This is a genomic window from Plantactinospora sonchi (assembly GCF_036422035.1).
In the GTDB taxonomy this organism is placed as follows: domain Bacteria; phylum Actinomycetota; class Actinomycetes; order Mycobacteriales; family Micromonosporaceae; genus Plantactinospora; species Plantactinospora sonchi.
In genome coordinates this window covers 22,614-43,784 of record NZ_JAZGQK010000017.1, presented here as the reverse complement: position 1 = coordinate 43,784, position 21,171 = coordinate 22,614, and the positions used below count along the sequence as shown (strand labels likewise).

General features: G+C 70.4%; 19 protein-coding genes. 6 read left to right on the top strand and 13 right to left on the bottom strand.

Annotation, left to right across the window (positions count from 1 at the left end; all coding sequences use genetic code 11):
- Positions 1 to 31: 31 nt before the first annotated feature.
- From V1633_RS20345 to V1633_RS20335, 3 genes are all read right to left on the bottom strand, one after another.
- Entirely contained in the window at positions 32 to 955 is a 924-nt protein-coding gene (locus V1633_RS20345; protein WP_331215958.1) for an alpha/beta fold hydrolase, read from the bottom strand.
- Positions 948 to 1,418, bottom strand: a complete 471-nt coding sequence (locus V1633_RS20340) for a hypothetical protein (RefSeq protein WP_331215957.1) — start codon at positions 1,416 to 1,418, stop codon at positions 948 to 950. Before V1633_RS20340 ends, V1633_RS20345 begins: the two co-directional genes overlap by 8 nt.
- A 111-nt stretch (positions 1,419 to 1,529) precedes the next feature.
- Positions 1,530 to 2,201 carry a TetR/AcrR family transcriptional regulator gene (locus V1633_RS20335; RefSeq protein ID WP_331215956.1) on the bottom strand — a complete coding sequence of 224 codons (672 nt, stop codon included), beginning with the start codon at positions 2,199 to 2,201 and terminating at the stop codon, positions 1,530 to 1,532.
- Positions 2,202 to 2,354: 153 nt separating this feature from the next.
- Between V1633_RS20335 and V1633_RS20330 the strand changes: the two genes are divergently transcribed.
- On the top strand, positions 2,355 to 3,077 hold the full coding sequence (locus V1633_RS20330; RefSeq protein WP_331215955.1) for a siderophore-interacting protein: 723 nt from the start codon (positions 2,355 to 2,357) through the stop codon (positions 3,075 to 3,077).
- Positions 3,078 to 3,218: 141 nt separating this feature from the next.
- On the opposite strand, the gene V1633_RS20325 is transcribed toward V1633_RS20330, so the two are convergent.
- The 4 genes from V1633_RS20325 to nudC all read right to left on the bottom strand — a co-directional run bounded on the left by V1633_RS20325 (position 3,219) and on the right by nudC (position 7,029).
- A complete protein-coding gene (locus V1633_RS20325) occupies positions 3,219 to 3,962 on the bottom strand; it encodes a leucine-rich repeat domain-containing protein (RefSeq protein ID WP_331215954.1) in 744 nt (247 codons plus the stop codon).
- A 277-nt stretch (positions 3,963 to 4,239) separates the two neighbouring features.
- A complete protein-coding gene (locus tag V1633_RS20320) occupies positions 4,240 to 5,031 on the bottom strand; it encodes a maleylpyruvate isomerase family mycothiol-dependent enzyme (RefSeq protein ID WP_331215953.1) in 792 nt (263 codons plus the stop codon).
- Between the two features lie 195 nt (positions 5,032 to 5,226).
- Complete coding sequence (locus V1633_RS20315; RefSeq protein ID WP_331215952.1) at positions 5,227 to 5,823, bottom strand: YbhB/YbcL family Raf kinase inhibitor-like protein; 597 nt, start codon at positions 5,821 to 5,823, stop codon at positions 5,227 to 5,229.
- Positions 5,824 to 6,066: 243 nt separating this feature from the next.
- The gene (gene nudC / locus V1633_RS20310; protein WP_331215951.1) at positions 6,067 to 7,029 is read right to left on the bottom strand and encodes an NAD(+) diphosphatase; all 963 of its coding nucleotides are present in this window, start codon (positions 7,027 to 7,029) and stop codon (positions 6,067 to 6,069) included.
- A gap of 207 nt (positions 7,030 to 7,236) precedes the next feature.
- Between nudC and V1633_RS20305 the strand changes: the two genes are divergently transcribed.
- On the top strand, positions 7,237 to 7,785 hold the full coding sequence (locus V1633_RS20305) for a GNAT family N-acetyltransferase (protein WP_331215950.1): 549 nt from the start codon (positions 7,237 to 7,239) through the stop codon (positions 7,783 to 7,785).
- Positions 7,786 to 8,000: 215 nt separating this feature from the next.
- Positions 8,001 to 9,062 (top strand): hypothetical protein, encoded by a 1,062-nt coding sequence (locus tag V1633_RS20300; RefSeq protein WP_331215949.1) that lies wholly within the window; start codon positions 8,001 to 8,003, stop codon positions 9,060 to 9,062.
- Positions 9,063 to 9,380: 318 nt separating this feature from the next.
- Here V1633_RS20300 and V1633_RS20295 read toward each other — a convergent pair whose 3' ends face one another.
- The 4 genes from V1633_RS20295 to V1633_RS20280 all read right to left on the bottom strand — a co-directional run bounded on the left by V1633_RS20295 (position 9,381) and on the right by V1633_RS20280 (position 15,681).
- The gene (locus tag V1633_RS20295) at positions 9,381 to 10,097 is read right to left on the bottom strand and encodes a carbonic anhydrase (RefSeq protein WP_331215948.1); all 717 of its coding nucleotides are present in this window, start codon (positions 10,095 to 10,097) and stop codon (positions 9,381 to 9,383) included.
- Between the two features lie 104 nt (positions 10,098 to 10,201).
- On the bottom strand, positions 10,202 to 12,691 hold the full coding sequence (locus tag V1633_RS20290; protein WP_331215947.1) for a SulP family inorganic anion transporter: 2,490 nt from the start codon (positions 12,689 to 12,691) through the stop codon (positions 10,202 to 10,204).
- Positions 12,692 to 13,107: 416 nt separating this feature from the next.
- Positions 13,108 to 13,851: a CPBP family intramembrane glutamic endopeptidase gene (locus tag V1633_RS20285; RefSeq protein WP_331215946.1), complete on the bottom strand. Its 744-nt coding sequence runs from the start codon at positions 13,849 to 13,851 to the stop codon at positions 13,108 to 13,110.
- 558 nt (positions 13,852 to 14,409) lie between these two features.
- Positions 14,410 to 15,681: a saccharopine dehydrogenase family protein gene (locus V1633_RS20280; protein ID WP_331215945.1), complete on the bottom strand. Its 1,272-nt coding sequence runs from the start codon at positions 15,679 to 15,681 to the stop codon at positions 14,410 to 14,412.
- Between V1633_RS20280 and V1633_RS20275 the strand changes: the two genes are divergently transcribed.
- A complete protein-coding gene (locus tag V1633_RS20275) occupies positions 15,650 to 16,609 on the top strand; it encodes an AraC family transcriptional regulator (RefSeq protein WP_456238640.1) in 960 nt (319 codons plus the stop codon). The genes V1633_RS20280 and V1633_RS20275 overlap by 32 nt on opposite strands.
- A gap of 54 nt (positions 16,610 to 16,663) precedes the next feature.
- On the opposite strand, the gene V1633_RS20270 is transcribed toward V1633_RS20275, so the two are convergent.
- Both V1633_RS20270 and V1633_RS20265 read right to left on the bottom strand, forming a co-directional pair.
- Entirely contained in the window at positions 16,664 to 17,011 is a 348-nt protein-coding gene (locus tag V1633_RS20270; RefSeq protein WP_331215944.1) for a hypothetical protein, read from the bottom strand.
- 38 nt (positions 17,012 to 17,049) lie between these two features.
- Positions 17,050 to 18,264 (bottom strand): type 2 periplasmic-binding domain-containing protein, encoded by a 1,215-nt coding sequence (locus V1633_RS20265; RefSeq protein ID WP_331215943.1) that lies wholly within the window; start codon positions 18,262 to 18,264, stop codon positions 17,050 to 17,052.
- A 478-nt stretch (positions 18,265 to 18,742) separates the two neighbouring features.
- Here V1633_RS20265 and V1633_RS20260 point away from each other — a divergent pair, with 478 nt between their 5' ends.
- On the top strand, positions 18,743 to 19,627 hold the full coding sequence (locus tag V1633_RS20260) for an alpha/beta hydrolase family esterase (RefSeq protein WP_331215942.1): 885 nt from the start codon (positions 18,743 to 18,745) through the stop codon (positions 19,625 to 19,627).
- Between the two features lie 196 nt (positions 19,628 to 19,823).
- Positions 19,824 to 21,128: a low temperature requirement protein A gene (locus tag V1633_RS20255; RefSeq protein WP_331215941.1), complete on the top strand. Its 1,305-nt coding sequence runs from the start codon at positions 19,824 to 19,826 to the stop codon at positions 21,126 to 21,128.
- The last annotated feature ends 43 nt before the right edge of the window (positions 21,129 to 21,171 follow it).

Here is a 21,171-nt window from a genome sequence, read left to right as displayed (position 1 = left end):
GGGGCCCTTCCCAACGCCTGGGAAGTCGGCTCTAACGCCTGAGGAAGTCGGTGACGAGTTCGGCGAGTTGCCCGGGGCGCTCGGCCACCATCGCGTGGCTGGCGCCGTCGAGGTGGACGATCCGCAGCCACGGGTTGTCGGCGACCGTGGCCAGCCGGTCCCGCAGGCCGCGCCGGTGTGCCGCGTACAGCTCGGCGAAGGGCTGCTGTTCGGGCAGGTTCTCGGTGGCGAGCACCAGCAGCAGCGGGCTCCGTACGTCGCGGTAGACCGGGATCAGGTCCAGCGTCTCCATCGCGACCCGCAGCTCCTCGGTCAGCCGTGGCCCGGGCCGCAGCCGGTACCCGCCGTCGGCAGGTACGAGGTTGCGCTCGAACGCCTCCACCCAGGGTTCCTCGGCGGAGCCGTACCGCCGGGCCTGGGCACGCTGGCCGGCGAGGGCCGCCTCGACCTGGTCGGCGGTGAGTGGCCGGGCCATCGCGCCGGCCATCGCCGCGAAGACCTGCCGGAGCCGGGCGAGTTCGGCGGCGGCCCGGTCCGGGTCGAGCCCGGCGAGGTCCTCCGGCCGGGCCGGGGGTGGGTTGCCGTCCAGGCTGACCGCGCCGGGGCAGTCCGGGTGTCGGGCCGCCCAGAGCGCCGCGAGCATGCCGCCGAGGGAGAGACCGGCCACGGCGGGTCGGTCCAGGTCCAGCTCGTCGACGACGGTGGCCAGGTCGTCCAGGACCGCGTCCCAGGTCCAGGGGCCGTCGCCGGACCGGCCGTGCCCCCGCAGGTCCAGCGTGACCACTCGGTGCGCGGGGCGCAGCATCCGGGCCAGCTCGGTCACCGTGGCGAGGTTGCCGCCGGCACCGTGCAGGAGCAGCAGCGGGGCACCGGAACCGCCGTGGTCGTGGGCGGTGATCGGCACCGTCCCCGACCTGATCATGATGGTGGCGCTGCCTGTGGGTACGTCAGCCACGGGGAAACCGCCCTTGTTCGAGTAACCGGTCACGTACGGAGGAGGGCCACACCCCGCCGTCGGGGTGGCGGGCCAGTTTGCCGCGGTTGACCAGGTCGTGTACGCCCTGCCGGGTGATCCCGAGCATCGCGCCGGCGACCGCGTACGACACCGAGACGGCGGTGGGGTGCCCGACCCGGCGGGCGACGGTCCGGCCCAGCGGGGTACGCCACCAGTCGAGCGGCGGCTCGAACGGGCCGTCTCCGGGGTAGAGCGTGGAGACGATCCGGAGCACGACGCCGACGGCTTCCCGGTCGTCTCCGTTGACCAGCCGGTGGGCCCAGGCCTCGGCGCGGACCCGGACGACGGTCCGCAGCGCGTCGACGGTGTCGTCGCCGTCGAGCAGGATCTCCAGCGGATCCAGCAGTCGGATGTCGATCGTGCGGAGCAGCTGTTCGACCAGTTCGTCGTGGGTTGGTGGCATGGCGGCTCCCCTCAGGTACTTGACACTCATCGTCAAGTACTTGACGCCGCCCGTCAAGCCCCCGGGGACGCCGAACCGGGTCTGGTCCGCCCCGTCGGCCGGATCACGCCGTCACCCCGCCGGGCGGGTCGGCTTGAGCAGCGCGGTGAGTACGCCGTCGACCCGGGCGAGCACCTGCTCGGCGGCCGCCCCCTCGGCAGCCACCCGCTCGACGGCCGCCCCCTCGGCAGCCACCCGCTCGACGGCCGCCCCCTCGTTGAACAGCCCCTCCAGTACGCCGTGCAGGCCGTGCAGCAGGAACTCGACGGTGAAGGTCGGATCCTCGACCGCCAGCTCCCCGGTCCGTACACCCTCCCGGACCAGTTGCCGCAGGCTCTCCTTGATCGGACCGAGTTCGTCGGGCTCCTCGATGCCGGCCTCGTGGAACAGCAGGGCCACCAACCGTGGATTCGCCACCCAGAACCCGACCATGCCGGTGACGAACCGGCGTACCCGGTCCAGCGCGGCCGTTCCCGGGGCGGCGGCGACGGCGTCGGTGCCGGCGGCGAGGATCCGCTCGTTGCACCGCCGACGCAGCGCGGTGAAAACCTGGGCCTTGGAGCCGAAGTACTCGTACACGGTCCCCTTGCCGAGGCCGGCCTCGGCGGCGATGCCGTCGATGGTGGTCGCGTCGAGCCCGTCCCGGAGCAGAACCCGGGTCGCCGCGTCCAGGATCTGCCCTGGTCGCTCGCCGGGCGCACGGGGCGCACGGGGACGTTTCACGCTCGGTCTGGTGCCACTCATGTCGCCGGAGCCTAATCGCCCCCTTGACAACCGACCAGCGGTCGGTAGGTTCGGAGCCGTTACCGACCGACGGTCGGTCGGTAACTGCCTCCACCGCGACCCGCGACCCGCTACCCGCGACCAGCCGTCACGACGGCCCGGAAGGACCCACCGATGAGAACCGCCGCCGAGCTGCTCTTCCTGTCCGGCACCATCGCGGAGATCGAGCCACTCACCCACCGGATGCGCCGGATCCGGATCACCGGCGAGCGGCTCCGGGGGCTCACCTGGCTGCCCGGCCAGCACGTCCGGGTCAACGTCACCCCGACCCGGGACTGGGTACGCCGTCCCGGCGACGCCCGACGCAGCTACTCGATCTGGCACCTCGACCGCACCGCCGGCAGCCTCGACCTCTGCGTACTCGACCATGGGGCCGGGCCGGGCGCCGAGTGGGGACGTCGGGCCCGCCCGGGGCAGACGATCACGCTGTCCCGGCCGGAGGGACGACTGACCCTGCGGGAGTCGCCGTACCACCTCTTCGTCGGCGACGAGACCGCCGCTGTCGCGTTCGGCGCCATGCTGCGTGCGCTGCCCGCACCCGTTCCGGCGTACGGCGTGCTGGCGACGGATTCGCCCCAGGGGGAACTGCCGCTGCCGGCCGACCGTCCACTGCGCTGGGTGCACCGGGGCGACGCCGACCCGGCCAACCCGGCACCACTGCTCCGGGCGGTACGCGCGCTCGACCTGCCCGACGCCGGGCCCGGCACCGCGTACCTGGCCGGTGAGGCGCGCACCTGCCAGGCTCTCCGGGACCATCTTGTCCGGGAGCGGGGCTGGACCCGCCGACAGGTCGTCGTCAAGCCGTTCTGGGCACCCGGCCGGCGAGGACTCGACTGAGCGGCCGGCCCACGCAACCACCGTGACACCGCCCGCCGGCCGTCACACTGCCGCCCGCCGCGCCCCCAACCGGTACCAGCCGACGGTGAGGGCAACCCGGCAACCGGCGACCGGCGACCGGCCGCGACGGGAGAACAGGAGTCAGAAGGGTGGCGGCTGGCGGAGGTCCGGTCCGCCGGTGTGCGGGTGGTCGACGTGGTTGCCGGCCGGTACCGGCAGTCCCGCGACGCACGCCGCCGAACAGGCGTTCACCAGCAACGGCAGCACGTCCGCACCGACTCCACGGGCGATCCAGACCTGGTGCGGGCCGGACGCGTCGAACGGCCCCCGGCACACGCTGCACTCGTGGACCGCGGTCACCCCCCACACCCCGGGATCGAGTGCTCCACAGTCGACGGTGGCGGCGGACTCCTCCGCCGGGCGCAACCGCGGAAACGGCGCCCGGTACTTGTAGTTGCCGTACAACGCACGGGTGCTGACCGTGCTCCGCCGCAGGTTGCGGCACCGGGTCAGCTCGTACGGGAACCAGTGCAGCCGGTACGAGGTGTACGGGGTGAACTCCTCCAGACTGGTCATCGCCCCGATCTCGGGCGGGATCCGGACCAGGTTGGAGCCGTACAACTGGAGGTGCCGGACCTCGGTGAGCCGGGCGATGGTGGGCGGCAGTTCGACGATCTGCCGGCGTTGCGCCGGCGGCAGATCGGCGAGCGGTCGGAACACCTCGCGGCCGTCGGCGGCCGCCTCGTCGACCAGTTCCAGCAGTCGCCGCCAGCCGGGTGCCGAGGTGTCCTGCCGTTCGGCGTGGAAGCGGACCTCGCGTCCCCGCGCTGGTGCCCTCATCTGGTTGAAGCAGCGACAGCGATCGGTGCCGGACTCTTCGATCATCCCGTGGACCCTACCGACGACCGGCAAGACCCCTCGGAGCCGAGGGCGGCACCGTCGCGGCGGCCCGCACGGCACCGAGCCCCGTCAGAGCCGGCCGATCATCCGCACCGGCCCTACAGCGTTACGGCCAGCCGCCGGCCGCCAGCCCGACACCATCACAACCGGCCGATTGTCCGCACCAGCCGACACCACCACAACCGGCCGCCGTCCGCACCAGCCCCGACACCATCACAGCCGACCGACCGTCCGCACGAGGCCCGGCGGTCGCGGCGTCCGGTCAGTAGCCCGGGAAGACCCGACGCAGGTCGTCGAGGCTGACGGGTCCGGTCACCGTCACCCCGTCCGGGGTGTGCGCCGGCCCGAGGCGACCCGTGGCCAGCCGCAGCCACGCCTCGGCCGGCATCGTCGCCTCCCCGTCCGGCTGGTCCGCCGCCTCGGTCAGCTCGACCCGCTCGCCGAGCCGCAGTCCGAAGGTCTGCTCCGGGTCGTGCACCCGTACCGTCAGCTCGGCTCGCCGGCCGTCGAGCGCGTCCGGCCGGGCGACCCACCCGAGCAGGAAACCGACCTGCTCCAGGAGCAGCGGCACCGCTTCCGGCGCCACCGTCGCGTACGGGTTGAAGCTGACCTCGATGTCCCACTCGTGCAGGGCGAACTCGCTGAGTCGCATCCGCGCCGCGGTCGCCAGGTCGACCGGTTCAGGCAGGAATCCGAGGTCGACCCGGACAGTCTCCCGGGTGGCGGCGTCGAGTGACTCGTACTGCTCGACCAGGCGCCGGTTGGCGTCGAGAAAGCCCTCGGCGTGCCCGGTCGGGTCCATCGCGTCCCAGCGCGCCCACACCGACCGGTTGAAGTCCTGGTCGGGTGCGGGGCCGCCGGTCAACGCGGCGGTCAGGCTGGCCTGGTTGATCTCGGCTCCACTGCCCAGGTGGCTGAGCACCTGCGAGATCTGCCACTCGCTGGCCCCGGAGGGCCGGGTCAGGTCCGTCGGTCCCAGGTCCCGGACCAGCGCGGCGAGTTCGTCGTGCCCCGAGCGGAGCGCGGCGATGACCTGGTCGGCGATCACAGCCATGGCGTTTCCTGTCGTTCGGCGGGCGGAGACCGGTCGTTCGGCCGGCGGGTGGCCACCCCCGTCCGGGGACGGCCACCCGCCATCATGCCCCCACCATCCCGCCAGCCGGGCCCGGGGCCGGCCTGCCTCTCCGGCCGACCCCACACACCGGCGCCGCCCGGGCCGGTCAGCCAGCCGGACAGTGGGCCTGACCAGCTACCCGAACAGGCCGGTCAGGGTCCCGGTGGCCACGGCCAGACCCTCGATCACCTTGCGGGCCTCGTTCCCCTCCGCGTCGGCGGCGAGGCCGCTGCGTGCCTTGAGGGCGTAGACGTGGAACCGGTAGCGGTGCTCGCCGCTCGGCGGGCAGGGCGGCGCCCAGGCCGACCGGCCGGCGGAGTTCTGTCCCTCCAGAACGCCGTCGGGCAGGTCGCCGGCGGGCAGTTCCCGGGTCTGGGCGGGGATGTCGAATACCACCCAGTGCAGGTACGTGAAGCCAGGCGCGTCCGGATCGTCGACCACCACCGCGTACGACTCCACGCCGTCGACCTCGCCCGACCAGGCGAGTGCGGGCCGCTCCCCGGTACCCCGGCAGCTGTACTGGTTCGGAATCCGCTCTCCCTCCTTGAACGCCGGGCTGGTCACCGTCAGACTCGCCCCGGAACCGGCCGCCTGCTCCGGCTCGTCGTCACCGCACGCGGTCAGCGTCGCGGCGAACAGTCCGAGGACGAGGACCGCGGCGGCGCCCCGAGGTCCGGGCCGACGCGTCCCGGACGTCGACCTTCGGGTGTCCACAACAGACAGAGCTGGCATCGTCGTCCCTTTCACCTGGGCACCCCGTGGGAGCGCTGCCAGCCAGCGAAGCACGCTCCCGAACTCCCGGAACAGCCCTGATCGGAGACTCTGCCGGTCCTGCCGGGCCGTACCGGACCAGACAGCCGCAACGAGCCGGACGGACAGCCAAAACCACCATGATCATGGAACCTGTCGGGCCGCGTCCCGGTCACGCCACCATCCTGGTTACGCCACCGATCCGGTCTCCGGGGCGGGCGTGGACTACGACTCCGGCTCCGTCTTCGGCTCCGGCTCCGCGTCGAGCCAGGCTTCCAGCAGCAACCGGTCGATCGAGTCCGGGTTGCCGAGACGTCCGCGCGCCGCGCGTCGGGCCCGCAACTCGGCCCGGCTGAACCAGCGGGTCTCCAGCAGTTCCTCACCGTCGACCTCGGTCACCTCGCTGCTGGCCCGGGCAAAAAAGCCCACCATCAGCCCGGCCGGGAACGGCCACGGTTGGGAGGCGAAGTAGCGCACCGATTCGACCACCACACCGGCCTCCTCGAACGCCTCACGCCGCACGGCGTCCTCCAGACTCTCGCCGACCTCCAGAAACCCGGCCAGCAGGGCGAAGGAGTCCCGGTCCGCCCCCGCGTGCCGGCCGAGCAGGCAACGGGCCGGGCTGCCCGGCGCCTCCACCAACATGATCACCGCCGGACTGATCTGGGGAAACATCTGACGTCGACAACCAGGACACTCCCGGGCCGCACCTCCGTCGGTCGACCGGGTCGGCTGGCCGCAGGTGGCACAGAAACGCTGGTGCCGGTGCCAGTAGCAGAGGCCACGGGCGTACGCCAGCAGTGCGGCCTCGGCCGGCTCCAGCCGCTGGACCAGCTCACGGACGTCTACCGTCCGGTCCGCACCGACCGCCCGGAGCGCCTCGGTTTCCGACAGTCCGCTCAGGTCCACGGCGAAGACGGGTCGGGTGCCGTCGACACCGAGGAAGACCGGCCCTTCGGCGGCGGTGGCCGGCAACCACGGGCCGTCCCTGCCCCCGAGTCGGATCACCGTTCCGGCCGCGACCAGACACCGGTCCCGCCACAGGGGGATGATCTCGGTCTGCCCGCCGGTGAGTGCCGCCTGCAGCCGTTCCGGATCGCGGCGCAGCCGGGCGGCACGATCAAGACCGCCGCCGGCGTACGCGACGAGGGCGGGCGGAGCGCCGTTCACCGCCGGGTGGCCGTTCACCGCCGGGCCTTCCGACCGCGACGGCCGGAGCCGTACGGACGACCGGACGCGCGGAGAAGTGGACGGGGTGGCACGGGTGCGCTGATCACCGGCACCTCCGCATGTTATGCGCCGTACGGGCCTGATCGCCCCGTGCCGCCGGGTCCGCCTCGTCACATCCTCGACGCGGGGTGCACGGATCGTACGGACGGGAGGAATGCTCGACCGGTGAACGTCACCAGACCCGCCACCCTCGACGACGCACCGGCCCTGGCAGAGCTCTTCCAGCTCAACCGCGACTTCCTGGCCCCGTGGGAGCCGATCCGCCCCGACGGGTGGTTCACCGTCGCCGGTCAGCGCGCCGACCTGGCGGCCGCTCTCGACCGACGGGACCAGGGAACCGGACTGGTGCACGTCATCCTCGACGACGCCGGCCGGGTGGTCGGTCGGATCGCCCTCAACAGCATCATCCGGGGGGCCTTGCAGTCCGGCAGCGTGGGCTACTGGGTGAGCGGCAGCCACAACGGCCGCGGGCTGGCCACCGCCGCCGTACGGGAGATCGTCCGGGTCGCCTTCACCGAGCTGGGCCTGCACCGTCTCCAGGCCGAGACGCTGCCCCACAACACCCCGTCGCGACGGGTGCTCGAACGCAACGGATTCGTCCGGATCGGGATGGCGCCGGAATACCTGAACATCGCCGGACGGTGGCAGGACTTCGTCCTCTACCAGCTGGTGAACAGCGCCTGGACCCCGCCCGGGCAGCCGGAGGGCAACTGACGGCGGTTCCGGGCCGCGTCCACCGCAGCGGCTCGGCGAGGTGTTCTCCGCAGACGACGGCCGGTGACTGGGCACGGGCACGCGACGTCGTACCCGTCCGTTAGACATAGACCGGCACGAAAGCGCTGCGGGGAGCGCTGCTTCTTCCCGCGCGGGTTCGTGCGTGCCGGCCGCAGCGTGCGGAACGACCGGCACGACGTCCACGGGAGGCATCGTTGCACCAGACGAAACGGGCAGTCCGGACAGCCGTCCGGCTCGCCCTGACGACCGGCCTGGTCATCACCGGCACCCTGCTCAACCCGTTCAGTCCGGCCGCGCGGGCCGCCGACCCCACGTCGACCGTGCTCCCGGTGGAGCGGGCGGCCGACGTGGTGGCGGTCCGGGACCGGGTGTTCGTCAGCGGCGGGGTCACGTCGACCTCGGTGGTGGTCGCCAGCGCGACCGGTGAGGTCACCGGCGTGCTCGGTGACCTGCCCGGACCCACCGACCTGCTGGTCAGCAACGACCAGAGCACGCTGTACGTGGCACTGCCCAACGCCAACCAGATCGTCGCGTTCGACACCGGCTCGCTGCAGGAGTCGGCGCGTTACTCCACCGGCACGGCGGCCTGCCCGTCGTCGTTGGCGATCTCCGGTCGACGGTTGTACTTCGGGTACGGCTGCGGTCAGTGGGGCGGCAACATCGGACGGGTCGACCTGGGACGGCAGCCGGCGGTGGTCCACACCGGTCTGGCCGCCGAGAACTACTACCAGCATCCGATCCTCGCCACCGCGGTCGGGGCCCCGTCGGTGCTGACCGCGGGTCAGCCGGGGCTCAGCCCGTCGGCGGTCTTCGTCTACGACATCGGTACGAACGGCGCGCTCACCTTCCTGCGCCGCAGCGCCCACAGCGCGACCGGCAGCAATCTCCGGGACGTCGCGCTGAGCCGGGACGGGACGTCGGTCTACCTGGCGCAGGGTGCGCCGTACGGCATCCAGGCGTTCGCCGTGGCCGACCTCAACCAGCAGTCGCAGTTCTTCCCGACGACCCACTACCCGAACGCCGTGGAGGTGTCCCGCGACGGCACCCTCATCGCGGCGGGGTCGGACGCCTCGTCCGAGCCGGACGTGTTCATCCTGCGGCCGGACGGCATCGGGGTCACCTCGTTCGTGCTCGACGAGTCTCTCGTTGCCAGGGCGTTGGCCTGGGCGCCGAACGGTCAGCGGCTGTACGCGGTGACCCAGCACTGGTCGGCCGGCGCGCCGATGCTGCACGTCCTGCCGGTGCCGACGGACTAGGTCAGCCTCGCCCGGGGCGGTCCACGGAGCCGGGCCGCCCCGGGCTCGCCCGCCGCTCGGGCCTCCTCCGCGAGCTCGACAACAGCCGGAGCGCGCGGTGGGGCGCCGCTCACGTCCGCTCGGTCGTGGAGCATGTGATGCATTCCTGACCCCGGCACCGACCCGGCCGGCCCGCCTACGGGCGGACCGGCCGAGGATGCGGAACCGGCCGGAGCGGCGGACCGGCCGGCAGTGTGGAGCCGGCCGGAGCCGCGAAGCGGCCGGCAGTGTGGAGCCGGCCGGAGGCGGACCGGCCGTGGGAACGGCGAGCGGAACGGCCTAGCCTTCGAGCAGGGTGACCCGGCCCTGGTCCAGGTCGTAGCGGGCACCGACGACCGCCATCTCCCCGGAGTGGACCCGCTCCGCGATGATCTCGCTGGCGGCGGTGAGGTGTGCGACCTGGGCAAGGACGTTCGCCCGTACCCCGGCCTCGACGACGTCGCCGGGGCCGCCGATCAGCGGCTCGACCACCGGGCGCAGCGCCTCGACGATCGCGCCGATCGAGCCCGGTGCGTGCCCGCCGCTCTCGATAGTCTCGACGGCGGCCGAGACTGCACCGCACCGCTCGTGGCCGAGGACGACCAGCACCGGCGGAACGAAGTGCTCGACCGCGTACTCGATGCTGCCCATCATGATGGTGTCGACGATGTTGCCGGCGACCCGGTTGTCGAACAGGTCACCGAGACCCTGGTCGAAGAGGACCTCCGGGGAGACCCGGGAGTCGGCGCAACCCACGATGATCGCGTACGGGTCCTGGCCCTCCGCCAGCCTCCGGATGTCCCGGGGTGACTGGCGCGGGTGTCGGCTCCGGCCGTTGACGAAGCGCCGGTTGCCGTCCAGCAGTCGGCGGATGGCCTGGGTCGGTGTGGTCGGCGTCGATTCGGCTGACGGGTTCGCGGCGGCCGGGCCGGCGAGGCCGACCGTGCCGACGGCGGTCATTCCGCCGACGGCCAGCAGGGTCCGCCGGGTGACCGAACTATGTGGAATGTTCTTCACAATCGGCGAACCTAGCGGAGCGCCGCCAACCGCCGTGACAGATGAACGACAGCGGATGAATGTTGAGACCCGAATCACCCTCGGGTCTCATTCACCTCGTCGGGCTATGGCAGCGCCGCCCAGGTCACCCCGATCTCCGGTTCCTGCTCCGACGGTGGACTGAACCGCTGTCGCCGCTCGTCGAGGACTGTCAGCCGGCCGGTCGGGATGTCGAAGAAGAGTCCCTGTACGGACGCCTTCTCGCGGTCCACGCCACGCGCGGCCAGAAACTCGCGCAACGCGGCGACCTGGAGGGCGACGTTGACCATCGCCAACTGGTCGACGTCGGTACGGCCGTCCCCGGCGGCGGCGCGCCCGATCGGGTGGCCGGCCCGCCACGCCTCCAGGGCAGGCCGGCCCCACCGCAACCAACGGCCGAGCGGGCTCTCCTCCGCGCCGAGGCCGAGCCCGCCGAGCAGTCCCTGCATGGCACCGCAACCGGAGTGTCCACATACCAGCAGGGCCCGCACGTCGAGCACCTCGACGGCGTACGAGACGGCGGCGGCGACCGACGAATCCAGTTCCGGGTCCGCCGGGACCAGGTTGCCGATGTTGCGGACCGTGAACAGGTCACCAGGCCCGCTGCTGGTGATCACATTGGGCACGATCCGTGCGTCGGCACAGGTCAGGAAGAGGGTCTGCGGCCGGTGCCGGCCGTCGAGTTCACTGAGGAAGGGCAGCAGGCGCGGGGCCGAGCGCCGGTGGTACTCGCGTACGCCGGCGTGCAGGGGTCGCAGCGCGGCGTGCAGGGAGGCGTGGTGGTCGGCGTCCAGCGTGCCGGCCGGTTCGACATGCCGGGCCTGCCAGCTCGACCAGGGCGAGAACCAGCGGGGTGGCACCAGGGCGTGCACCCGCCGGGCCGGACGGGGCTGGTCGCCGCGCAGGGCCGCGGGGCCGACCTCGTCGAGGCGTACGGTCCCGCCGGTGCCCTCGTGCTGGCGTACCCACCAGTCGAGGTGGTCGAAGGCGGCGTGGTCCAGGAAGTCGGTGGCGAGTTCGAGATCCACCACGCTGCCCGGCGGCACCTTGCCGAGTACGGCGGACAGCCGGGGAATGGCGAGGAAGCTCAGGGTGCCCTCGACGTGCACGAACCAGTGTTCGGGTGCCGGTGGCCGGGTCGGCAGCCGCTCGGCGTGCACCCTGGCCCAGACCACCCGTCGGAGGACCAGGCAGAGCGCGAGAGCGAGCCCGATCAGTACGCCCTCCAGCAGGTTGAAGACCACCACGCCGAGGGCGGTGACGACGTAGACGGCCAGTTCGCGGTGCCGACGTACCCGCTGGATGTCGGAGATCTTGACCAGTTGCAGGCCGACCACGACGAGGAGCCCGGCGAGGGCGGCCATCGGGATCCGCTCGACGAGCACCACGAGCAGGACCGCGAAGAGCAGCACCCAGACGCCGTGCAGTACGGCGGAGGCGCGGGTCCGGGCTCCGGCGTTGACGTTGGTGGAGCTACGCACGATGACGCCGGTGACGGGCAGCCCGCCGCACATCCCGGAGACCGTGTTCGCGAGACCCTGGCCGACGAGTTCCCGGTCCAGGTTGGTCGGCTTTGTCGACCGACCACCAGCCGCGCCGGCCCTGGCGGCACCCGCCCTGGCCACGCTGGTACCGGTTTCGCCGTCCTCGCCAGCACTCGCCTCGGTGGCGCTGGCGCTTACCTCACCGTCGGTGGCGGTACCAGCCTTGGCGGCGTCGGAGCTGGCATTGCCGGCCTTGGCGGTCTCGGCGGCGGCCAGCCGGTCGACGGCGGTTGCCGACAGCAGGCTCTCCACGCTGGCGATCGCGGCCACGGTCAGTACGGCGGCGGCGACCGCCGACCAGTGCCCGTCCGGCAGTGCCGGCAGGTGTACGGCCTCCAGCAGCGACCCCGGCATCTCGACCCGGGCCAGGTCGACGTCGTTCCAGACCACGGCGGCCACCGTGGCGACGGTGATCGCGACGAGCGGGCCGGGTATCCGGCGGACCACCGCCGGCAGCCGGGGCCAGAGCACCAGCAGTCCGATGACCATCAGCCCGATCAGTGTGGCGTGGTCGTGCCGGCCCGCCAGTTGGCCGGGCAGGTCGACAAGGTTCTGCACCGGGGTGGTCCCGGGCTCGCCGCCCAACAGGACGTGCAGTTGCGCGAGGACGATGGTGAGACCGATGCCGGCGAGCATGCCGTGCACGATCGCGGGCGAGAGCGCGAGCGCGGTCCGGGCGATCCGGCTGAGGCCGAATCCGATCTGCACCAGCCCGGCGGCGGCGGTGATGGCACAGGTGGCCGCCCAACCGAACCGGCCGACCAGTTCCGCCACGACCACGGTCAGCCCGGCCGCCGGTCCGGTGACCTGCAGCGTCGAGCCGCCGAACAGGCCGGCCAGCACCCCGCCGACCACGGCGGCGATCAGTCCTGCGGTCACCGGCGCGTCGGACGCGGCGGCGATCCCCAGCGACAGTGGCACCGCGACCAGGAAGACCACCAGGGAGGCGGGCAGGTCGTATCGCAGATCCCTGCGGACCCAGGAGCTGACTCGGGCCGATGCTGTGGCCAGACCGATCGACGTGGGCGACATGCTGCCTCCTCCGGCTCCGCCGCATGTGGTGGCGGCGGAGAGTTGTTGCCGTGCGGTTTCCGCGCCGGATACATCCGGTTACCAGTGATTCGGAAGAAAGAGGGGTGATGATCGCCGTTCGCCGAAATTCTACCGATACACGGCAGGAAATCCCCATAGGGAGGTGTGACTCTTTAGAGCTACTTGTGAGAGGCCCGGTCCGACCGCGCTCGTCGGAGGACGACGTCGCGACGACGACCAGATCGATGCGTCGAACGTGAGCAACGCTCCACCGTGACGGTTCGAATCACCTACGGTGGCGCAGGCAGCCTTTCCCGTGCTGTCCGGCCGGTTCACCATCGCCGGCCGGACGGGCGGTGAGGGGCAGACCGCCTGGTCCGACCCGGTACGCAGGACGAACCTGTCGACGTGGCGGGTCAGGGTAGACCGCTTGCCAACGCTGCGATGGCAAGGCCGTGGGCCAGCACGGCTGAGGTGAGTCCGTGACGTAGGCGCAGGAAGGCGCAGATGAGCCCTTCCCAGGCGGTGAACGCCAGCAGGGGCCAGCCGTGATTGGTGACGGTGGAGGCGAGAAAACTGTGACAGGCCGCGAACAGCAGCCCGGACAACAGCGCGGCGCGGACCGGGCTCGTCATCTGGGCCAGGCGTGTTTGCAGTAGCCCGCGGAAGAGCACCTCTTCGAAGAGGTTGCCCGCGAGACAGAAGAACAAGATCACCGGCACGGCGGACAGCGCGACGGCGCCGCCACGGTCGGCCTGCGGCGAACGGCCGGCGATGGCGATGACGGGACCTGCGGCCACGGCGGCGCCGGCGATGCCGAGGCCGATCGCAGCGAGGTCGGGGCGTTGTCGGGGGACGAGGGTGCGTAGACGCTGGTCGCTGACGAGCACCGTCGCGGTGAGTACGAGGGTGCCGACGCCAAGAGCGGCCAGCAGTGTGGTGTCGGTGGTGAAGCGCAGCCACGGGGCCACACCCTCGACGGTGCCGAGGCGCCACAGCCCTAGGGGGGTCATGGCGTCGCGGATCAGGATGAACCCGAGGATGAGCACGACAATCGGGAGCAGTGGATCACGTTGACGGCGCATCAGGAGCAAGCAGCCGGTGACGAGCGTCAGGCCGGGCGTTATCCGCAGTAGGTAGGTGAACAGTTCGGTCAGCATGCGCGGGTATGTCCTTTCAGCAGGCCGAAGCCGTGTACCGGGGATTTGATGACCGATGAACACCGCCGCACGCCAACCACGACGGGCGGCAGCAACGTCACCCGGCTCGGCTACGACGATCGCGCCCACGCTGACCAACAGGACTGCCAGGAATGCCTTTCACAATGTCCTCCCGGGACAAACACACCGGGCAAGACGCACGCGACGACCTCGACCCGGCACCAACTGCCAGAGTCGAAGGTCTCGCTCACCCCACAGGTGAAGGTCGGATGGCCGGGTCCGCGCAGCGGGCCAGTATGTCGACCATCGCGTTGGGAGCTACTCCCCTTCGCAACCCGGAGAATACCGACCTGACCCGGACCGGAGCGCAAAGGTGATCGACAGCACATGGAAGCAGATCACTGGATGTCGCGGTCCACCGTTCGGGGCTGACCCACCGCGGGCCGGCCATCGACCAACGGCCCCGATCCAAGCGTCTCGGCACCGCCGGGCGCATGAGCACCACGGCCCGAGCTCCTAGCCGTAGCCGGGAAAGGCAGGAACCGTACGCGTCTGTCGTCAGTGACGGGTTGGTGAAGTGCCGGAAACGCTGATGGTCCGACTGATCCCGTACGGGGTGAGGAAGTCTAGGAAGCTTGTCGGATCGTACGCTTGGGCGGGGGCGAGCACGCCTGGTTCGGCGCCGTCCTCGACGAGTCGGCGGGCGGCCTCGACGGCGATCAGTGCGGTGGTGCCGTATGTGTCTGGGCCCTGCACGACCCCACGGGCGGACTGGCCCTCGCGACCGGTGGCGTCGACGAGGTACGTGAACCGTTGGGTACGACGGGCAGCCACCGAGGGCCCTTCGGGCAGACTCTCGATGATCTGGGACGTGAGCGGGGTGCCCAGCCGGGCGCCGAGCGCGGCGTCGACGAGGCCCTCGACGTGCTGGACCCGCACGTGCCGTGGGATGGTGACCACCTCCGACAAGGGGAACTTCACTACGTCGGTCGGCTGTGTGGTGCCGGGGAGAGTGACCGAAGCGTGCCGGGCCGGGATGCCGGTGTGCCAGTCACCGTCGTCGTAGCTGAGCCCGCCCGCCCCGATCGCGTCGATCGATTCGGCGACCGAGCGCAGCGAGCCGCGCGACGGTCCGGCACCGCCCACGATGAAGTGGCTGACGGCGATCTCCTCGATCGGCTGGATGAGCTCGGCGAGCAGACGGGCGATCAGGTCGCTGGGCAGGCAGGCGTCGTTGGTGGCGGGCACGACCGTTACTCCGGCGCGTTCGGCGTCCCGGGCGAAGAGGTCATAGACCGACTTGATGTAGAACTGCTCGCCGGCGGTGTCGACGTAGTGGCAGCCGGCGGAGATGGCGGCCCGGACCACGGCGTGGCCGGAGCGCGTGAATGGGCCGGCGCAGTTGATGACCGCGTCGCAGTCGCGGAAGGCCGGCACGAGGGCGTCGTGATCGTCTGCGTCGGCTACCCGCTGCGCGGCGTCAACAATTCCCACAGCCGTTGCGGCGTCACGTAGGCGTGTGGCGTTGCGGCCGACGAGCACCACGTCCATGTCGCGACCGGTCAATTCCACCAGGACGAGCTTTGCCTGGTAGCCGCTTGCACCGTAAACGGCGATCCTCACGTTGATCTCCTGGTCCGGGCGGTTCAAAGCATCGGGCGAGGTGGTTGACCAGCCCGCCTGCGACTCAACGTACGGCGGCGAGGCGAGACTCCTGAATACGCGAACGTCTCCTGCCCATACGCGCTCGTCTTCACCGCGAATTACGGAGATACGGTCACTGAGATATGTTCGCTGCGTGGATGTGCTCTCCGACGCGGTCACCGCCATGCGTACAGGCCGGCCCCACTCTGCCCGGGTACGCCGGCCCGCCTCGTTCGGACAGCGGTTTCCACCGATTGACGGGGCTGGCTTCCACATAGTTCTGCAGGGGTCGTGCTGGTTGTTCCCACCAGACGGCGCGCCGATCGCCCTCGGGGTGGGGGACGTGGCATTCCTGCCGCGCGGATCAGCCCATGGGCTGGCGGACAGCGTGTCGACCCCGCTCGTCGACGCCTCTCCGTCCCTCGTCGAGGTTCCGCCGACCGACGACGGTGGGACACCAGTCGGCCAGCGCGCGGCGAACGCGCCGGCCGCTGTCACGGTGATGCTCTGCGGCGCGTACCTGCTGGACCGGTCCCGTACACATCCATTGCTCGCCGACCTACCGGAGGTCATCCATCTGCCGGCCCGGGTCGGACGTCGTCCGGAGCTCCGCGCCGCCGTCGACCTGCTCTGCGGCGAACTGGAGCAGCCACGACCGGGAGGCGACGCCATGCTGCCCGCCCTGCTGGAAGTGCTGCTGCTGCACATGCTGCGTGCCTGGTTCGACGAGCGATCCGCCCACGGCGCCGCGAACGGTTGGGCGGCGGTGCTGCTCGACCCGGCAGTCGCGGCGGCACTGCGGGCCATCCACGGCGATCCGGGCCGGCAATGGACCGTCGAGGAGTTGGGCAGGCAGGCCGGATTGTCCCGCGCGGCCTTCGCCCGCCGGTTCGCCGCACTCGTCGGTCAGCCGCCACTGGCCTACCTGACCTGGTGGCGGATGACCCTGGCCGCTCGGCTCCTGCGCGACAGCGATGCGCCGCTGGCCGCAATTGCCAGAAAGGTCGGCTACAGTTCTGAATTCGCCTTCGCCCACGCGTTCAAACGCGAGTACGGGTCCGCCCCCGGCGGGTTTCGGCAACCGTCCGTGACGGCCGGAGCCCGCCGCGACTAGCCGGACGCCTCGTACCGGCACCAACGCCCTGACAGTCAAAACGCGAGGCTCGACCTAGGAATCGCGGTCATCGGCCTCCCGGCCCGCCATCGACCGGGGCTGCCGGGTGTCGTCCGGTCCGGGCGTCCGGAAGGCGCGGTAGGTGAACCACAGCGTGGCGACCGCCGCGACCGCCGAGATGATGTTCGCAATCTTGTCCGCGTCGGACTCGGACAGGTAGTTGATGAGGAGCAGCACCAGGGCCACCAGGACGGCCACCCCGAACCCGACGAGACGCACCAGCCGCCAGTCCACCCGGAGAGGCCACCTGCGCAGCACCTTTCCTGCCACCCACTCCGCGAGGGCGACCACCGCCATCGCCAGCAGCGGCACCTGCCACAGCTCGATCCCGTCGAACTCCATGCCCTACCTCCTTCGGCGCCCGCGCCCACGAACGAGGTTCACTTCTTGTCCGGATCGAGTGCGCCCTTGATCTGTTCGATGAAGTCGACCGTCAGGTCCGCGCCAGGCCGCGAGAGAAACGACAGCATGTGTCTGTGGAAAAGGTCGGCAAATTGCCGGTACTGACTGTGGACGGGTCGGAGCCTCGCCTGCTCCAAGGCGATCCCCACGCTGCCCAGATGGGGAATCGCCTGCTTGAGTGATCCATCGTTGTAGACACTCTCGAGAGCTGGCGCCAGACCGTAGGCGGCGATCACACGTTGTGCCGCCGGGCCGGTGGCGAACTTGATGAAGCTGGTGGCCGCCTCGACATCTCTGGCATTGGCGACCAGCGCCAGACTCTGACCGCCGAGAATACCGTTCGGCAGCCGGTGGAGGTCGACGCGGTCCTTCAGTCCTCGATAGCGGACGGGCCAGTTGCGCATGTAGGCCAAGCTTATGTCGGATTCGAACTTCGCCTGACTCTCGCCCTCTCCCGGTGAACGCACCAGGTCGTTGTTGAGGGCTGCTTGCCGCAGCGGTCCCAGCGCCGCTCGCCACCGGTCCAGATCCTCGGAGATTCTCCCGTCGGCTCCCAGGATGGACGAGTCCATGGACAGCGCATGCTCCAGAACGTTGACGACAAACGACTCCTTGTCGTTCTCCCGCTCCGGCGCGAGCTGACCGACGAACCGGGGCCTGCCCTGCGCGTCCTTCGAGATCACCTGCGGTAGGAGCGGTTTCCCGAGGTCCAGGTCCGCCGTGGCGCGGCTGAAGAGCATGCCGACATCACTGTTGAAGGGAACCGCCCAGTACTCCCTGGATCCGGGGGACACGCGATGAACCTGGTCGATGACCTGGAAATATGTGCGTTCAAGAAGAGGCACGGGCTTGATATGGCCATCCTTCGCGAACTCCCGGATATCGATGATGTCGAGACTGACGACGTCGGCTTCACCATTCTTTTTCTTTTCGATCATGCCGTCGTGCTCAGCTCGGGAACCGCCCTCGATCTGCTCCCAGTCCACAGTCGCGTCAGGGTTGGCCTCGTTCCACATGCCGACGACGGCCGCATGCGCTCCGGTCAGGTCCTCCCCGGTCCAGAGCCGGATCCGACCCTCGACAGATTTCGAGCGCGACCGGCCGCCAGGAAGTAGAAAGGTGGCACCGGCGGACAGGGTCCCGGTGGCCAGAACACCGGCCAGGAAGGAGCGGCGAGAGTACGCCGTTGTCATCGGCCACCATCTCCTCGAGCCCCAGCCGGATCCACAACGAACCCCCGGGGCAGTTCAATAATAGAAGTATTGTCAAGCAGGAATGCGTCTCGACGCCTTCGACGACGGGCGGACGACGGGGCGAAGCGGCCTCACGGCGGGGCCGCCCCGTCCGGCCGGTAGACCGAGCCGGAACCGCTGGAGAGTCCAGGCAAACCGCGCTTCCGGACCCGACGGTTGACGGAGCGGCCGAGCAGCCACCTGCGCCCGAACGCGGAACGGCACTGAACCGGACACCTCCGCGCCACTGCGCAGCGTCCAACTGGTACGGCGAGGCGGAGTTACCAAGAGGCGTATGCCCTGAAGCCGGCTGACTCCGATCCGGAGATCGTCGTTGGCATCCAGGTGGGCGGTACTTGGCGTACACGAAGGGTTGACCCGATGGAGATCGAATCCGAGGATGGGTGCCCGACCACAGGAAGGCGCCGGAATGCGACGGGTGGCAACGTGGTTCGTGTCGTTGGCTCTGCTGTCGGGAGCCGCCGCGTGCGGAGACAGCGAGCCGACCGCCACCGACCCGTCCGCCAGCCCTTCCGCAGCGGCGGTGCCGGGGCCGGGACAGCACCAGTTGACAATGGACCATGGCGGGGTCACCCGCAGGTACCGGGTACACGCACCGCCGAGTTACCGGGCGGACCAGCCGACGCCGCTGGTGATCGCCCTGCACCAGTATCCCGGCAGCGGCCAGGGCCTGAGCCAGGCGATCGGCATGGACGAAGTGGCCGCCCGGGAGAACTTCCTGGTCGCCTACCCGGACGGCGTCAACCGCGGCTTCAACGCGCTGATCTGCTGCGGCACGGCCGATGACGTCGGCTTCCTGTCGGCGCTGACCGAGCACATGGTCACGACCTGGCGGGTCGACCCGGACCGGGTCTTTCTGACCGGCATCTCCAACGGCGGCGACCTGAGCTTCCGGGCCGCGGTGGAGGCCACCGGTCGGTTCGCCGCGATCGGCGTGGCCAGTGGCGGGTTCATCGGCGACCTTGCGGCCGCAGCCGACTACGCGCCCAAGAGTCCGGTCTCGGTGATCACGTTCATCGGCGGACGGGACGGGTACGCCGACGACTTCAAGGACGGGATCCAGGCCTGGCAGAAGCGGCTCAAGTGCGAACCGGTGCGGCCGGCGCCGGCCGCGCCGAGCGCGTCGATCTCACTCAGCCGGACACGTTGTGCCGATGGCAGCGACGTCGAGGTCTACGAGGTGGCGGAGATGGGGCATGCCTGGCCGGGCGCGCGCAGTGGCAGCATCGCGGCGCCCGATGTCGGGATCATGGCTACCGAGCTGGTCTGGGAGTTCTTCGCCGCGCATCCCCGACAGCGCTGACCGCCGCCACCCACGCCGGGGCAGTGGCACAGGGCTGGTGAGCGAAGGCCATCAGGTTCGCGTCGATCGGCGAGCGGCCCGGTGGCCTGGCGTCTCGTGGTTGCCGCGCGGTTCACCGCCGATGTGGCGGATCGTGGGACGTCAGTCGGGCGCCAACACCGCAGGCTGGCTGAGTTCGTAGCTCGGTGGAAGCCGCATGTTCCGGCTCGAGCACGGCGACGAATTCACGATTCGCCGCATTTGCTGGCAGACCGTAGCGGACGATGGGAGGATGCGGGGCTTTCGGGCGTGGCTTACTCGACGGGGGTTCTTTCGATCGAATGCGCCGGTGTTGACCGAGGAAACCCACCGGACGACACTTTTTGAGATCTTCTTCGATCTGGTGTTCGTGTTCGCGCTCACCCGGGTCATCGCGTTCATGGATGAGCGGCTCACGTCCCTCCGGCTGAAACAGGGTCTGCTCGTCCTGGCGCTGCTGTGGGTGTGCTGGAGCAACTACACCTGGTTGGGCAACAGCGCCCGTGCCGACACCGGGCGGATCCGCACCGGAACAACGATCGCGATGGGGGGCGTTCTGGTCGCCGCGCTGGTGGTCCCGAACGCCTGGCCGCCGCGGGGCGGTCCCGTGAACGGGCCACTGATGCTGGTCGGCGCCTACATCGTGCTGCGCGTCGTGCACTTCGTGGTGTTCTTTTCGATCGCCGAAGAAAGCCGCCGATCCGCTCTGCGCATCTACCTCGCTGTATCGGTGGTCGCTTGGGTGCCGTTGATCGTCGGCGCGGTACTCGGCGGCACCGTGCAGATCACGCTCTGGTTGGTCGCAATCCTGATCGACTACGCGGGTGCGTTTCTGTCCTCCGCTTTCGGCAGGTGGACGTTGCGCAGCCCCGGGCACTTCACCGAGCGGCACAGCCTGGTCTTGATCATCGCACTGGGAGAGTCCCTGATCTCGGTGAACGCCGGCATCGGACTGGAGATGGTTCGCGGGACCGTGATACTCGCGGCGCTGCTGGGCCTCGTCGTCACCATCAGCCTGTGGCGGCTGTACTACGAGAATTCGGCGGTGGCGGCCGCAGGAGTGTTGGAGAGGGTCCACGAGGCTCCCCGCGACCGCCTGGCCGTCAACGCGTACAGCCTGGTGCATTTTCCGCTGGTCATCGGGATCATCTATATGGCCCTGGGTATCGAGCAGGTCCTTGACCACCTGGCACACGAGTCGGCCGAGAATGAGCTGAGCTGGATTGACATTGCGGCACTGTTCGGCGGGGCCGCGCTGTATCTCGCTGCCCGGCTGATCTTCCTGAAGGTAGCAGTCGGCTACTCCATCCGATGGCAGATCGTCATGGTCGGCGTGGCCGTCCTCCTGATACCCGTGGCCCGGAGCCTTCCCGCGCTCGCCGCGCTCGGCCTACTCGCCGCCTACCTGGTCGCCATCGTGGCATACGAAGGGCTCAGCCCGCCGGGCCGCAACCCACCGCCCGCATTCCGGCGTGGCACCTGAACCGGCTGCGGCATGGCTCGGATGGCGGTGGCGCTGACCGGCC